This is a genomic window from Sedimentibacter sp. MB31-C6 (genome assembly GCF_035934735.1).
Lineage (GTDB): Bacteria > Bacillota > Clostridia > Tissierellales > Sedimentibacteraceae > Sedimentibacter.
The window spans coordinates 457796-470996 of record NZ_CP142396.1 but is presented as its reverse complement, the minus strand read 5'-3'; the positions used below and the strand labels follow the sequence as shown (position 1 = coordinate 470996).

Here is a 13201-nt window from a genome sequence, read left to right as displayed (position 1 = left end):
TCATCATACCGCTGTCCTCACAGTAATTTGTTGTATTAAATATCTTCAAAAGAAACCTGTTTCAAGAATTGCTTTAAGGCGCAATTGTTGGATTGATTAAAAATGAAATCAGGTGTACCTTCAACTTCAATTCTTCCTTTATTAAGAAAAACTAATCTAGTAGCAAATCGCCTTATAGCATTGATTTGGTGAGTTACAATAAGCATAGTCTGACCTTCCTTTGCTAAATCACTTATTGTTTCGAAAACTTCATGGGAAAGCTCGGGATCTAAAGATGAAGTAGGTTCGTCAAAAATCATTATTTCAGGCTCCATAGCAAATGCTCTTGCGATTGCAACCCTTTGTTGCTGGCCTCCTGATAAATTATTAGGATATTGTTTATATTTATCCATCATATGCACCTTATCAAGCATTAACATAGCTTTTTTATCAGCTTCAGAACTCTTAATTTTTAAAGTATTTTTAAGAGGCATACTTATATTTTCTCCTACCTTATAATGAGGAAATAAATTAAAATTTTGAAAAACCATACCAATTTTACCATTTATGCTTTTAGTACCATTAACTTTTACTCCATTTAGTAAAATATCGCCTTCGTTTACTTGTTCTAAACCAGCAATACAACGAACTAGTGTGCTTTTACCGCTACCGCTAGAGCCGATTATAGCAACAACTTCTCCAGTTTCGACCTGCATATTCAACGATTTTAAAACCTGAACATCTTCATAATTTTTAGATAAATTATTTACTTCAATTATTTTACCCATACAGATAATCTCCTTTCTAACCATTTAGCAAAAAAGGTTACAAAATATGTCATAGCGAAATACATAATAGCCATTGTAATATATATTTCAAAAGGATGATATGTTTTTGCATAAATTTGATTTCCAAGCTTAGTAAGTTCCACAATAGGCAAAACTGATGTAATGGAAGTTTCTTTGATTATTGAAGAAAATCCATTCATGAAAGAGGGAACAGCTATCCTTAATGCTTGTGGTAAAATAATGTGAATATTAGTTTGAAAATTGCTATAACCTAGCATTGTAGCTGCTTCATACTGTCCCTTATCTATTGACAAAATAGATGCTCTAATTACCTCTGATAAATATGCTCCGCTGTTCAAACCCATAGTTAGTATAGATGCTGGAATAGTTCCTATTTTTATTCCAAAGGATGGTAAGCCATAATATACAACAAAAAGCTGAATCATTAGAGGAGTTCCTCTGAAAAATTCAACATATGCTGAAAGTAGGAAATGTATTGGCTTATATAGCTTTTTAGTACGTAAGCTTCCCACTATTATAGCTATAGTTAATGTTAAAATAAAGGCTCCAATACCAATTTTCAATGTAATGGTAATAGCAGAAGGCATAAGATGTAAAAATGGTTTTATTACATTAAAGTCTAAATTTCTCATAAATAACTCCTCAAAAACTATGAGCCAACCGTTTATACAGTTGGCTCATAGTTAATTATATTTTACTATTCAGCAGCAAGCCATTCTACAGCTATACTATCATAAGTACCATTCTCGCGTAATTTGCCAAGAACTTCTTCGATTTTTTCTATTAAAGCAACAGAGCCATCTTTAGCAACAACTGCTATACCAACTTCGTGAATAGGATCATTTATAACCTTAAACTCAGGGTTGTTTTTAGCTTGTTCATTAGCATAAGTTACACTAACTACAATAGCATCTATTCTGCCATTAGCAAGTTCTGCATAAGCGTCTGCATTTCTATTGTAATGTTTAATTTCTCCAACTTTAATACCCTTTTCAGGTAATCCTTCTGCTGCCTGAGCTGCTGTTGTAGAATCTTGAATACCGATTATTTTTCCTTCCAGATCTTCTTTGCTTTTTATGTCTTCATTATCAGATTTAACTACTATAACATCAGCCAAAGTATAGTAATTTTCACTTATTTCAACTGCATCTGTTGCAGCAGTCGCTTCTTCAGGCGACATAGCAGACATTATAATATCAAAATCTCCATTGTTAACTCCAGCTATTAATCCTTCCCAAGGGACATTAACAAACTCAGCTTTAATTCCCATTTCCTTAGCTATAGCAGCAGCTAAACTTGGGTCATATCCTATAATTTCGTTTTTCTCATTAATACTCTCAAAAGGAGGATACTCTGGACACATACCTATACGTAAAACTCCGCGATCAATTACTAATTGTAAAGATTTATCTACTGTTTCGTTGTTTTTTGAATCAGTTTCTACATTTGAACTACAAGCAGTTATTGCAAATAATGACAATGCAATTATTAATACAATGATTAAAAATTTAGATATTTTATTCAATTTTCTTGACTCCCTTAATGTTTTTTATATAATAATAAAAACTATTTATAGTTTTTAAATTATCGTTATGTAATTACTCTGATAATTTAATAATAAGTTCTTGTGAAGTTGCTTCGGGATCGCATTCATCAACTGATAAATATTTAGTAACAATACCAATTTCATCAAGCATTTCCTTCAAAACTTCCATCATAACTCCATATTCTGACAGTTTATCCAAAGAATCTATTTTAGATTGTATGTCATAGCCATCGCCAATTTCTCCACCCCAATTACCAGTACAGGTATAGTTAATACCACATGATGGACTTCCATCCAAGCCAATTACTGCTGATATTTCATAGCCATTTTGATGAAAGTCTAAAACTTGTCCAACAATCGGCTTAAGTAATTCATGGGACTTTGCTCTAAATCCGGGAAAGTTAATCTGCTCTTTTACCTGTCCCCAACGTTTTATACCGAAACAACTTTGTTCTACACATGGTAACTGTATAATTCCATAACCATTTTCTAATAGTCCAGAAATAATTTTCATACATCCCGCAGGTTCAGTGGCAATACCATAAACTTTAGCATTAATATTTAATAAACAATGCGCTAACAAAACCATTTTTTTATTCCTTTTCAAAGTTACACCACCTTACCCACTTATTTTATAAAATCATTATTAGAATACACTATACCTCAAACTATTGTCCAATAACCTTTTGTTATGCTATTTAATTTATATATAAGTAAATTTCATGACAAATAAACATATTAATGAAATTATGACTATGTCTTTTTTTATCCATAAACCATAAAGATTCTGATTGCAACCATTTGCTTTCCTTGTAATTTAAATATTTAACATTATTTACCAAACTAGTAAATTGTGGTATACTATTTGTTGTTAGGTGTTTTTGTTGGATAGTATAAAGAGCAAGATTTGGTTTAAACATTGTGACACAACAGTAGAAAAACGAATACAAAATCAATTTGTTTGTGAGAGGAAACCGTTATGATAACAGTTAATTTTTATAATAATATTGAGGATAATTTGCTGAAATATGCTGTGATTGTTTCTAAGAGTCAGGGGAAATGGGTATTATGCAAACATAGGAAGAGAAATACTTATGAATGTCCTGGTGGTCATAAAGAGGATGGAGAAGCAATTCTAACAACTGCTAGGAGAGAGCTTTATGAAGAAACAGGTGCAATTGATTACTCAATAAAGCAGATATGTGTATATTCAGTTTGCGGTAATGATGATGTGATTGAAAATAAAGATGAGACTTTCGGTATGCTATATTATGCTGATATTTCTAAGTTTGAAAGATTACCAGATTTTGAAATGGAGAAAATTGAACTTTTTGATAGTCTTCCTGAAAACTGGACTTATCCAGAAATTCAGCCTAAATTAATAGAAAAAGTGAACGATTTTATTGGAGTTGAAATGAAGTTTGAGTAATTCATATTTTCTAATGTAGCATCACATAAAAGTAAGCGTAATAAATTAATACTTTGAGAAGGATAACAATATTCCTGTTTGGTCACGTGATTATGTCGGATATGTAAATCAGGATGCCAAAATATCATCTGAGGTAATCTATAACCGGATAACTCCGCCTGTGAGGGCTTTTTTGGCTGGCTTAAAAATGAGATGTTTTATGGTTACTCATGGACTGGTGTTACAATAGATCAGTTCATAGAAGAACTTGATAAATACAAAATAACGTATGATAGAATGGAGGTGTAAGGAGGGATGATGATGTTAAGTGTAATAGAAAAAGAAATAGCTATTGAATCTTCTCAAAACTATTTTAGTGGAACTCAAGGAAAATTGCTATTCAAAATTATTTCTAACTATTTAGAAAATACTTCTGAATTAAGAGACAAACTTAAAGATATTAATGAATCTATTTTTTCGGATGAATACAAGATGCAAACATATTCGAAAATTATCATTGAATATATGGCTGATGTTGCAATGAAACCTAAATCTAATATAACCTATACAACTGGACAATTGGCAAGAATATTTGGTGTTTCAATTACTACTATTAATAATTGGATTCGTGAAGGAAGATTTGTAGGCGTCGAATCTAAGGAGAAAAATAAACAATCAAGAATAAGTGAAAATACATTATGGGAAAGTTCAAATGGAGAACAAATTCTTATAAAAGAAATAACTGAATTGTATGAAAAACATAAAGTTGAAAATGTATCTAAAGAAGAAGAACAAAAGATTCTTAAAGATGAAATAGAATTTTTTGAAAATAAATATAATGGTAAATATAATGAGACTCTATTGAATAAAAAAGATAAAACAGAAGAAGAATTATTAGATGAATCTGAATGGAAATATCTTTTAAAAAGAGTAAAGAAATGTTAATGAATCCGTCAAATATTGATTTTCTTAATAGAAACTTTAAAGATATAATCCAAAGTGTAAAAAGTACCGAATTATAACAATGAAAATTTCAATTCAATAATAAGTTATTTTGACGGTGTTTCATTGTTTATTAGTATGGATGTATTTAAGGGGATAGGTAATTATTATCCTCATTTGTACAATGATGAAATATATGAATTGAATAAAGATGAAAAACTAATTCTTAGTTACATTCATAGTTTAAGTGAGAAATTTGTCCATGTTGTTACAGAAAAAGGTCTTATTAATAATCAACCTAATATGAAAATGTACAATATTGATGTTGATGATAATAATGGTTTGAGTGGTTTAATTGAGTTAGTTGATGCATTGTCATATGAATTAAAAAGTTATTTAGCAGAACTTGCAAGCCAAGATAGCAAAATAGCGGAAAAATTCTTTTTAAAAGTGAATTAATACGGTAAATGACGAGTTTTATATGAATTATATAAATTACAGAATTTTTACTGGAGGATATGAAAATTATTTATAGGCAATCTGTTAACAGAATTAGCAAAATATGGAATAATAACCAAAACAAATATGTTACCATTTGCTAATTGTGTGTCTGATTAGAATTGGGAGCTTGGAGTGGAGGGTAATATGAATAAATTTCAATCAAATTTACAGAAGTACCCAAAATTAACTAAAGGAATTATTTTAGGATATATCATATTTGCAGGATGTTTTGTATTTCCTTTTGGAAATGAGCTTTTTCCTTTTGATTTCGGGAAGGGGTATTCTGTGGTTGTTAGTTATGGAATTATTGGATTAGGATTTGCAGGAATATTAAGATGGACTGTCTCCTAGAACAAGAGTTGGTTCAAACATTTATGACGCAGTATTATATGCGAAATTTATATAATTAATGTGTATTTTGGACGAATGGTAACAGGAGAAAGGTTTATTGAAGATAATCTGCGTGATAGAATAAATCAAAAATATTCACCATTGTCAGTTGACATGGAGACTGCAAGTATTGCCCATGTATGTTATGTAAATGAGATACCTTTTATTTCAGTACGAACAATAACAGACACTGCAACACATTCTGGGATAGAAAAATTTAAGGAAAATTGTGCTCAAGCTTCAATTATCACTAAAGATTTTGTTTTAGAATTTTTAAAAGAATTTATAGAAAGCGAATTAGTAGTGAATGGTTTCAGATAAAGTAAAATAAGCTTATCTTTATTTAAAAATCATACTGGAAGAACGGTATTAAAGAAAATCAATAAGAATAAATGAAAAAACTCCATTATATTAAATAGTAGATAGCTAAATAGGAATTTGAGAAAGAATTAAATTATTTTATTGAAGGGAAAGCATATATGAGGATACAAGAAAAATGCATACATTTGCTAGAAGTGCTAAAGGCCCAATGTCATCAGCGAATAGATCGTTTGTAATAACATCTACTTGTTTTTATTGACAGACTAGTCAGTATATGTTATACTAACCGTACAGTCAGTAAATTAAAGGAGAGATATTATGCCTAAAAAAATATATGATAAAGAAGAAATACTAGACACATGTTTAGAAGTATTTGCAGAACATGGATATAATAAAACCTCTACTGCAATGCTAGCAAAGGCTTCGGGAATTTCCAGATCTTTAATATTTCATCATTTTAAAAGTAAAAAAGATTTATATCTATCTTTATTAGATAGGTGTTTTGAAAGAGGGAACATGGTAATGGGTTTTGAAAGTGTATCGGAAGATGAAAATTTTTTTGAGGTTAAAGATAGGATAAGTGCGATAAAGTTTAAATATTACAAAGAAAATCCTGATCTTTATAAAGTTATTATAGAGGCATTTTACAATACTCCAGATGAGTTAAAATTGGAAATTGATACAAAGTATGGAAGGTTAATCGAAGAGAGAGACAAGGTTCAAGAACGGTTGTTTGAGAATGTGCCGCTAAGAGAAAATGTGGTTCGAAAAGAGGCGTATAAACTTATTAAACTAGCACTTGACTATTTTGAAAATAAGTACGTATACGAATTAGTAGATAATAGGGAACTAAATGAATGTATTCTTGAAAACATAATTAAGGAAAGAAATAGTTTTATTAATATGATTCGATTTGGAATTCAAAAATAAAGGAGGGCTTGTAATGGAAAATATGGTTAGAAGCTTTAAAGAATTAACTCCTGAGTTACAGGCATATGCAGGAGGAAAAGGCAGTATGTTAGCAAAAATGTATCAGTCAGGATATCCAGTTCCAGATGGTTTTGTCATTCTACCTTCTGCATTTGAAAATGAAAAGTTAAATGATAAAGCTTGGAAAGAAATACAAGCTCTACTGAATGAAATTCGTAGTAATAATCAAGGTGCCATGTTTGCTGTAAGATCCTCTGGCTTAAGTGAAGATTCAGCTCAAGCATCATTTGCGGGCGAGTTTGAAAGTGTTCTTAATGTAAATACAGATATAGAAATACAAAAAGCAATTGATACAGTTTTTAAATCAAAGGAATCAGAGAGAGTTAAAGCATATAGTTCTGTTCAAGGTATGGATCATTCCCACAAGATAGCTGTAGTAATACAGCTTATGGTTCAGTCTGAAATTTCCGGTGTATTATTCACAGCGGATCCTATAACAGGCAGTTATGAAAGTATGATAGGTAATTATGTATTTGGTTTAGGAGAACAACTGGTGTCTGGAGAAGCTAATGCATATGACTTTAAGCTTTTACGGCCTAAGGGAAAATATGAGGGACCTGAAGATTTTAAAAAATATGCATCTAGCTTATATAAATATGCTGCAAAATTGTCTGATGAACTTGGATGTGAACAGGATATTGAATGGGCTGTAGCAAAAGGAAAGTTATACATTTTACAAGCAAGACCAATAACTACATTGTCATTTGGTAATTTAGATACCTATGAAATAAACGAAAGCTTAACGGGAGATGCTCTTTGGGTAAATACAAACGTGGGAGAAGCTATTCCAGATGTTGTAACTCCGCTAACTTGGAGCATAGTTAGAGATTTAGATGAAGAATCTAGCTTTGTTCCAGGGTATTATTTATGGTCTGGTAATATTTGTGGAAGAATATATTCAAATATTAGTCAAAGAATTTCTGCTGTTTCCGCACTATACGGAACGGGGCCAGAATTTGTAATGAGAGTAATTGGTGAATCCTTTGGCCGTATTCCAGAGGAGATAAATATTCCTACTTATCCATTTTCGCGGTTAAAACTAATTAAGTTGATGATACCGCGTATAATACAGTATAGCCGTAAAACAATGAAAACCTCGAAAGAGATACCACAGTTTATAAAGGATACACCTGATTGGTGTGTGAGAATGACAGAACAAGTTAAGAAAGCAAAGTCAAAGGAAGAACTACTGTTGTTGTGGAAAAATCATATTGAACCTCAGAACACAAAAGCTTGGTGGGGCTTATTGGTAGGAGGTAGTAAAGCTGGTCTTACTTTGACACCTATCAATAAAAAACTGACTGAAATGGTAGGAAGTGAAGATGCGAGTACATTACTATCAAATCTTAGAGGAAACTCAGATTTACAGAGTCTTGGACCAGTTGTGGGTATATCTAATGTTATTAAGGGTGATATGAGTAGAGAAGAATACTTAAAGCAGTACGGTCATCGTGGCCCACATGAATTCGAATTATCGATACCTGATCCAGGAGAAGATAAAAGTTGGCTAGATAAACAGATAGAAGAGTATAAAAAGTCAGATACAGATGTTGAAGGACTTTTGAAGAAACAGCACATTCAATATGAAGATGCTTTGAAGAAATTTCAGAAGCAATTTCCAAGCAAGATAAAATGGTTCGAGAAAAAAATAGAAAAAGCAGCAGAAAATGCGCGTGTTAGAGAAGCAGTTCGATCGGAGTTTGTAAGAGTGTTTAGAGTTATTCGTGTCTTTGCACTTAAGACGGGAGAATTGACAGGAATAGGCGACGATGTATTTTTGCTTTACATTAATGAGGTTATAAATTTACTTTCAGGCGATAAATCAGCAGTAAAGTTTATTCCTGCTAGAAAAGAGAACTATGAAAAATATAAATCCTTACCTCCTTTCCCATCATTAATTAGTGGGCGTTTCAACCCTTTAGAATGGGTTAATGATCCGAACCGAAGGATGGATTATTATGACTCAAATATGCCAATAGATGTTGCATCAGACGGTGAGACACTTAAGGGTTTTCCAGGAGCGGCTGGAAGAATAGAGGGCAAGGTTCGTATATTAATGAATCCAGAAGATGGAGATATGCTTGAACCAGGCGAAATTCTTGTTGCTACGACTACTAATGTTGGGTGGACTCCACTTTTCCCAAGAGCTGCCGCGGTGATTACTGACGTAGGTGCACCACTATCTCATGCTGCCATTGTAGCTAGAGAACTTGGTATTCCTGCGGTTGTAGGATGTGGTAATGCTACACTTAGACTTAAAACAGGCGATAAAGTTGTAGTTGACGGCGGACAGGGAATTATTTGGGTTACGGATATAGACGAGTAATATGTATTACGCTTCTAGGATGGGAACACTAAAACGTAGATATAGGTATTTGCGCATGTCATATATGGCTTGGATTAATAGACAAAGGATACAAACCTAGTGTGACTAAAGAAAGCAGCAAAAATTTGGAGTATCGATGAAGGAAAAGCAGAAGCTTTTTTAGAGCATCTTTGCGCTAAGGCGTTACTTGTGGACTCATTTTATAAGGGGGTACGTCAATTTGTAATGCCACCACCAATGGCAGGTTTTATTGAATTTGCATTGATGCGTACAAGAGGCGATATTGATCAGAAATATTTAAGTGAATTGTACTATCAATACATGAATGTAGAAGAAGATTTTGTTAAGGACTTATTTTTTGCAACAGAGACGCATCTCGGACGAGTTTATGTACAGGAACCTATTTTGACCAATGAAAATATTATTCATATTTTAGATTATGAAAGAGCAAGCCATATTATTGAGGAAGCAACTCATATAGGTGTTGGAACTTGTTATTGTAGACATAAGATGTTACATGCAGGGCACCCATGTGAAATAAATGCGCCGTTGGATGTTTGTCTCACCTTTGGAAATGTTGCCCGTTCCCTTGCAGAAAATGGACAGCATGCAAGGTTAATTGATAAGAAAGAGGCAAAGGATGTGTTAATTTAAAAACCCTGAAAAATGGCTCGTTAAAGCTATTTCAGGGTTTAAAATTTAATGCTTTAAAATTTATATTGCTTTTATTATTCCACCTGTATATGATCCATCATCATAATTTTGACCAAATTTGATACCGCTTGTATCTAATCCACGTTCATTTAATCTTTTTTTAATAGCTTTCTTATTTTTATCTCTTTCAAAAGGATTAGTTGTTTCAATAACTCCTTGTACAACTTCATACCATTTATTAAAAGGGACACCAATTCCTATTTCATTAATCTGCCAGTTTGCAACTAAACGTGTTCCTGGACATAATAAAGAGATATTAATATCTTGAGTATTATAAACGTAGGTTGTTAAATCTTGGCATACCGCTTGTAGTCCAACAGTTCTTAAGTTATTTGTATAACCATTAAAATAGCCATGTCCCTGTATCATTCTCATAATATTATAGGTGCTGCCAACAACTATGACAACATCAGGAGCTTCATTGTAGTTTTCTAGAGGCATTACTGCTATACCTACCGGTACTTCTTTTAAGAAAAGCATATTATCACTAATATTTTTTGATGTTTCTATATCTTTATAAATATGTTTGTTAAATCTAGACTTTCCAGTTGTCATTGGTTCTGGTATCTCTTTCATTTTTAGAGCCATTGCTCCATTAGGACATGCTTGATTTTCTTGTGTAAGTTTCATTGATTTTCCTTTGCTTGCAAGCTGCACAGAATTACAATATGTTACTTTACGATCTTTTTGAGTAACATCGAAGTTTTCAAATTCAGCTTTATCAAAGAATAATTTAATCCCTACTGGTTTTCGATTTAAATCTAAATATGATTCAATTAGATCTACACTGTTTTTAATATCCATATTTTTCCTCCAAAATAAAATAATTTTCTATTAATTTTCAAATTTTTTAAGGATAAAGTAAATTCAAATCTTATATTTTTATTTATTTAATTGTGTTTTTTCAGATACAAATAAGAATCTAATATATCTTATTAGTGTATATACACATGCAGCTGTAGCAATTACTTCTTCAATAGTTACTAATGTAGGAAGAAAAGATATAGGGTTTCCGGATTTTGTAAAGAATCCATTTGTCAGCTTTAATGATATTCCACTTATAACTAATGGGAAAGTTAATCCAGAGTAGCTTGGATAAAACTTCAACCTTAGTATCTTTGGCAAATAAAGTATTACTCCCCAATATAAAACTTGAGAAACAATTAGCAAGATATATACAAGAAATGTGCCTTTAGCTTCATATGAGTTCATATATCCAGCTAAGCATAAACTTGTTGGTGCGGCTAAAATTGTAATAGTAGGTATAGTAGGCTCAGGCCATTCTTCACTAAATATGGTGAAAAAATGTGGCTTTGTTCAAAATGGTTACAGGCAGTATGAAGACACTGGCTTTGTGGATGAACCATATTTCGAAATTAATCTTGATTAGAACATTAGGTAAATATGTTAAAGAAAAAAGATTATAAAAGCAGCTGGCAAGCTCTATTAGGCAGTCGTTCATTGACAAAAGAAAGCAAGCAATGTCGGGAATAATTACTTTCAATGAGATATAATGACAATAAAGCAGGAGGTGATAGTTATGGAATGGATGAATTCTATTAGCGAGGCAATTGAGTATATAGAAAGTCATATTACAGATGATATATCGGCTGATGATGTTGCAAAACATGTATGTATATCATCTTTCTATTTTCAAAAAGGATTCAGCATGTTATGTGGTTTAACTGTAACGGAATATATAAGAAATCGGAGACTCGCGCTTGCAGGTGGAGAACTTGCTACAACTGATGCCAAGGTCATAGATGTAGGGATGAAATACGGATATGATTCACCCGATAGCTTTACAAAAGCATTCACTCGGTTTCATGGAATTGCACCTTCCATGGTTAAAAAGGACGGAATACTAATAAAGTCTTTTGCACCGCTTAAATTAGAAATATCTTTGAAAGGTGGTTATCTTATGGATTATAAAATTATTGAGAAAGACAGTTTCACTGTACTTGCTGCATCAAAAAAGTTTAAGTATGAAAACGCGAAACAAGAAGTTCCTCATTTCTGGCAGGAACATTTTGCTAAGGGGAATGGTAAGTATGTATGTGGAATGTATGGGATTAATATTGACGAGCAAATGGGAAATGAAAGTTTCGAATACCTGATTGCCGATATCTACAATCCAACGAATGAAATTCCTGAATGTTTAATTACAAAAACAATTCCAGCATTCACATGGGCTGTATTTCCTTGTGTTGGACCTATGCCAGTTGCACTGCAAAATGTAAATACAAAGATCTTTTCAGAATGGCTTCCGGCACTTAAAGAATACGAATTTGCTGCTGGCTATTGTGTTGAGATGTATGATGCACCTGATAAATATCCAAATGGAACACAGGATGAAAACTATTATTCTGAGATTTGGATTCCAGTAAAGAAGAAATAAAACATGTAATCTCCTCATTACCATAATCGGCAGTGAGGAGATTGTTTTATCTTCAATATCATGGAAATCTATGTTTAACTATGAAATAACTTTCTGCAAATCTGAATTTTAAACTCTCCATAATATCCTGACTAATAATATATTTAATCAATGAGATGAACGTTGTAATAGTAAGTGCTAGAAGCATATTTTACATTAATAATATAATAAGTTACAAAAACATATGGAGATTTTTGTAATAATAAGTTATGATTGTTTTAAACAGCTGAAAATAATTTTGCTGGAATTTTGAGATATAATAGTATGAGGTGAAAAAATATGAACAAAAAAAAGTTAATTGCTCCGATAGTGATAACCACTGTTATTGTATTGTACTATATAGGATTTGCTGTTTTGTGTGCTTTTGTGGAAGGAATTCCTTTGCTTATTAAATTATTGGGTGGTGTCATCCCTTTGATATTAGCGGGAGTTTGTATATACGTTCTTGTTGAACGAATCAAAGAAATAAGGAGTGGTGAGGAAGATGATCTTAGTAAATACTGATTACATTACTGGGAAAGAACTTGAAATGCTGGGTATTGTTAAAGGCAGCACGATACAGTCAAAAAACATTGGTCGTGATATTACTCAAGGTTTTAAGACACTAGTAGGTGGAGAACTAACATCTTATGCGGAAATGATGAATGATGCTAGAGCTCTTGCAACAAAACGTATGGTTGCTGAAGCAGAAGAGTTGCATGCAGATGCTGTCATTAATATTAGATATGCCTCTGCAGCAGTTATGCAGGGTGCCGCCGAAGTAATGGCTTATGGAACTGCAGTTAAATTTAAGTAATCAAACAAAAATGGCAGGGTTATTAAACATTATAACCTTGTC

17 protein-coding genes and 1 pseudogene are annotated in these 13201 nt (G+C 32.2%); 12 read left to right on the top strand and 6 right to left on the bottom strand.

Translation table 11 applies throughout. The features are described 5' to 3' along the window. Positions 1-35: 35 nt before the first annotated feature. From U8307_RS02405 to U8307_RS02390, 4 genes are all read right to left on the bottom strand, one after another. Positions 36-767 (bottom strand): amino acid ABC transporter ATP-binding protein, encoded by a 732-nt coding sequence (locus U8307_RS02405; RefSeq protein ID WP_326909894.1) that lies wholly within the window; start codon positions 765-767, stop codon positions 36-38. Beyond that, complete coding sequence (locus U8307_RS02400; protein ID WP_326909892.1) at positions 755-1420, bottom strand: amino acid ABC transporter permease; 666 nt, start codon at positions 1418-1420, stop codon at positions 755-757. The genes U8307_RS02405 and U8307_RS02400 overlap by 13 nt, the downstream gene beginning before the upstream one ends. Positions 1421-1485: 65 nt before the next feature. Further along, complete coding sequence (locus U8307_RS02395; RefSeq protein WP_326909889.1) at positions 1486-2313, bottom strand: ABC transporter substrate-binding protein; 828 nt, start codon at positions 2311-2313, stop codon at positions 1486-1488. Positions 2314-2386: 73 nt separating this feature from the next. Further along, positions 2387-2941, bottom strand: coding sequence for a CD3072 family TudS-related putative desulfidase (locus U8307_RS02390; protein WP_326909888.1), 555 nt, complete (start codon positions 2939-2941; stop codon positions 2387-2389). A 372-nt stretch (positions 2942-3313) separates the two neighbouring features. Between U8307_RS02390 and U8307_RS02385 the strand changes: the two genes are divergently transcribed. The 8 genes and pseudogenes from U8307_RS02385 to U8307_RS02345 form a co-directional block, all read left to right on the top strand. Beyond that, positions 3314-3763 carry an NUDIX hydrolase gene (locus U8307_RS02385; RefSeq protein WP_326909886.1) on the top strand — a complete coding sequence of 150 codons (450 nt, stop codon included), beginning with the start codon at positions 3314-3316 and terminating at the stop codon, positions 3761-3763. Between the two features lie 300 nt (positions 3764-4063). Next, positions 4064-4687: a helix-turn-helix domain-containing protein gene (locus U8307_RS02375; RefSeq protein ID WP_326909884.1), complete on the top strand. Its 624-nt coding sequence runs from the start codon at positions 4064-4066 to the stop codon at positions 4685-4687. 123 nt (positions 4688-4810) lie between these two features. Then, a complete protein-coding gene (locus U8307_RS02370; RefSeq protein ID WP_326909881.1) occupies positions 4811-5143 on the top strand; it encodes a hypothetical protein in 333 nt (110 codons plus the stop codon). Between the two features lie 186 nt (positions 5144-5329). Further along, entirely contained in the window at positions 5330-5536 is a 207-nt protein-coding gene (locus tag U8307_RS02365) for a hypothetical protein (RefSeq protein ID WP_326909879.1), read from the top strand. 60 nt (positions 5537-5596) lie between these two features. After that, entirely contained in the window at positions 5597-5896 is a 300-nt protein-coding gene (locus U8307_RS02360) for a 5'-methylthioadenosine/S-adenosylhomocysteine nucleosidase (RefSeq protein WP_326909877.1), read from the top strand. Between the two features lie 318 nt (positions 5897-6214). Beyond that, on the top strand, positions 6215-6826 hold the full coding sequence (locus U8307_RS02355; RefSeq protein ID WP_326909875.1) for a TetR/AcrR family transcriptional regulator: 612 nt from the start codon (positions 6215-6217) through the stop codon (positions 6824-6826). A 13-nt stretch (positions 6827-6839) separates the two neighbouring features. Further along, complete coding sequence (locus U8307_RS02350) at positions 6840-9212, top strand: PEP/pyruvate-binding domain-containing protein (RefSeq protein ID WP_326909873.1); 2373 nt, start codon at positions 6840-6842, stop codon at positions 9210-9212. 108 nt (positions 9213-9320) lie between these two features. Next, positions 9321-9860: pseudogene (locus tag U8307_RS02345) on the top strand ((Fe-S)-binding protein); the annotation flags it as partial. Between the two features lie 66 nt (positions 9861-9926). Here U8307_RS02345 and U8307_RS02340 read toward each other — a convergent pair. Together U8307_RS02340 and U8307_RS02335 are read right to left on the bottom strand one after the other, a co-directional pair. Then, on the bottom strand, positions 9927-10730 hold the full coding sequence (locus tag U8307_RS02340; RefSeq protein ID WP_326909871.1) for a DUF169 domain-containing protein: 804 nt from the start codon (positions 10728-10730) through the stop codon (positions 9927-9929). Between the two features lie 78 nt (positions 10731-10808). After that, positions 10809-11051: a hypothetical protein gene (locus tag U8307_RS02335; RefSeq protein ID WP_326909869.1), complete on the bottom strand. Its 243-nt coding sequence runs from the start codon at positions 11049-11051 to the stop codon at positions 10809-10811. A 61-nt stretch (positions 11052-11112) separates the two neighbouring features. Between U8307_RS02335 and U8307_RS02330 the strand changes: the two genes are divergently transcribed. From U8307_RS02330 to U8307_RS02315, 4 genes are all read left to right on the top strand, one after another. Continuing rightward, positions 11113-11316, top strand: coding sequence for a hypothetical protein (locus U8307_RS02330; protein WP_326909868.1), 204 nt, complete (start codon positions 11113-11115; stop codon positions 11314-11316). Positions 11317-11466: 150 nt separating this feature from the next. Further along, complete coding sequence (locus U8307_RS02325) at positions 11467-12324, top strand: AraC family transcriptional regulator (protein WP_326909867.1); 858 nt, start codon at positions 11467-11469, stop codon at positions 12322-12324. A gap of 318 nt (positions 12325-12642) precedes the next feature. Beyond that, positions 12643-12867: a hypothetical protein gene (locus tag U8307_RS02320; RefSeq protein WP_326909866.1), complete on the top strand. Its 225-nt coding sequence runs from the start codon at positions 12643-12645 to the stop codon at positions 12865-12867. Beyond that, a complete protein-coding gene (locus tag U8307_RS02315; protein ID WP_326909864.1) occupies positions 12848-13159 on the top strand; it encodes a YbjQ family protein in 312 nt (103 codons plus the stop codon). The genes U8307_RS02320 and U8307_RS02315 overlap by 20 nt, the downstream gene beginning before the upstream one ends. Positions 13160-13201: the final 42 nt, after the last annotated feature.

Bases quoted from the DNA above. Each gene is read 5' to 3' on its own strand.
- U8307_RS02320 (WP_326909866.1), top strand. From the start codon at position 12,643: ATGAACAAAAAAAAGTTAATTGCTCCGATAGTGATAACCACTGTTATT.
- U8307_RS02375 (WP_326909884.1), top strand. From the start codon at position 4,064: ATGTTAAGTGTAATAGAAAAAGAAATAGCTATTGAATCTTCTCAAAAC.
- U8307_RS02365 (WP_326909879.1), top strand. From the start codon at position 5,330: ATGAATAAATTTCAATCAAATTTACAGAAGTACCCAAAATTAACTAAA.
- U8307_RS02405 (WP_326909894.1), bottom strand. From the start codon at position 767: ATGGGTAAAATAATTGAAGTAAATAATTTATCTAAAAATTATGAAGAT.
- U8307_RS02350 (WP_326909873.1), top strand. From the start codon at position 6,840: ATGGAAAATATGGTTAGAAGCTTTAAAGAATTAACTCCTGAGTTACAG.
- U8307_RS02315 (WP_326909864.1), top strand. From the start codon at position 12,848: ATGATCTTAGTAAATACTGATTACATTACTGGGAAAGAACTTGAAATG.
- U8307_RS02325 (WP_326909867.1), top strand. From the start codon at position 11,467: ATGGAATGGATGAATTCTATTAGCGAGGCAATTGAGTATATAGAAAGT.
- U8307_RS02340 (WP_326909871.1), bottom strand. From the start codon at position 10,730: ATGGATATTAAAAACAGTGTAGATCTAATTGAATCATATTTAGATTTA.
- U8307_RS02400 (WP_326909892.1), bottom strand. From the start codon at position 1,420: ATGAGAAATTTAGACTTTAATGTAATAAAACCATTTTTACATCTTATG.
- U8307_RS02385 (WP_326909886.1), top strand. From the start codon at position 3,314: ATGATAACAGTTAATTTTTATAATAATATTGAGGATAATTTGCTGAAA.
- U8307_RS02355 (WP_326909875.1), top strand. From the start codon at position 6,215: ATGCCTAAAAAAATATATGATAAAGAAGAAATACTAGACACATGTTTA.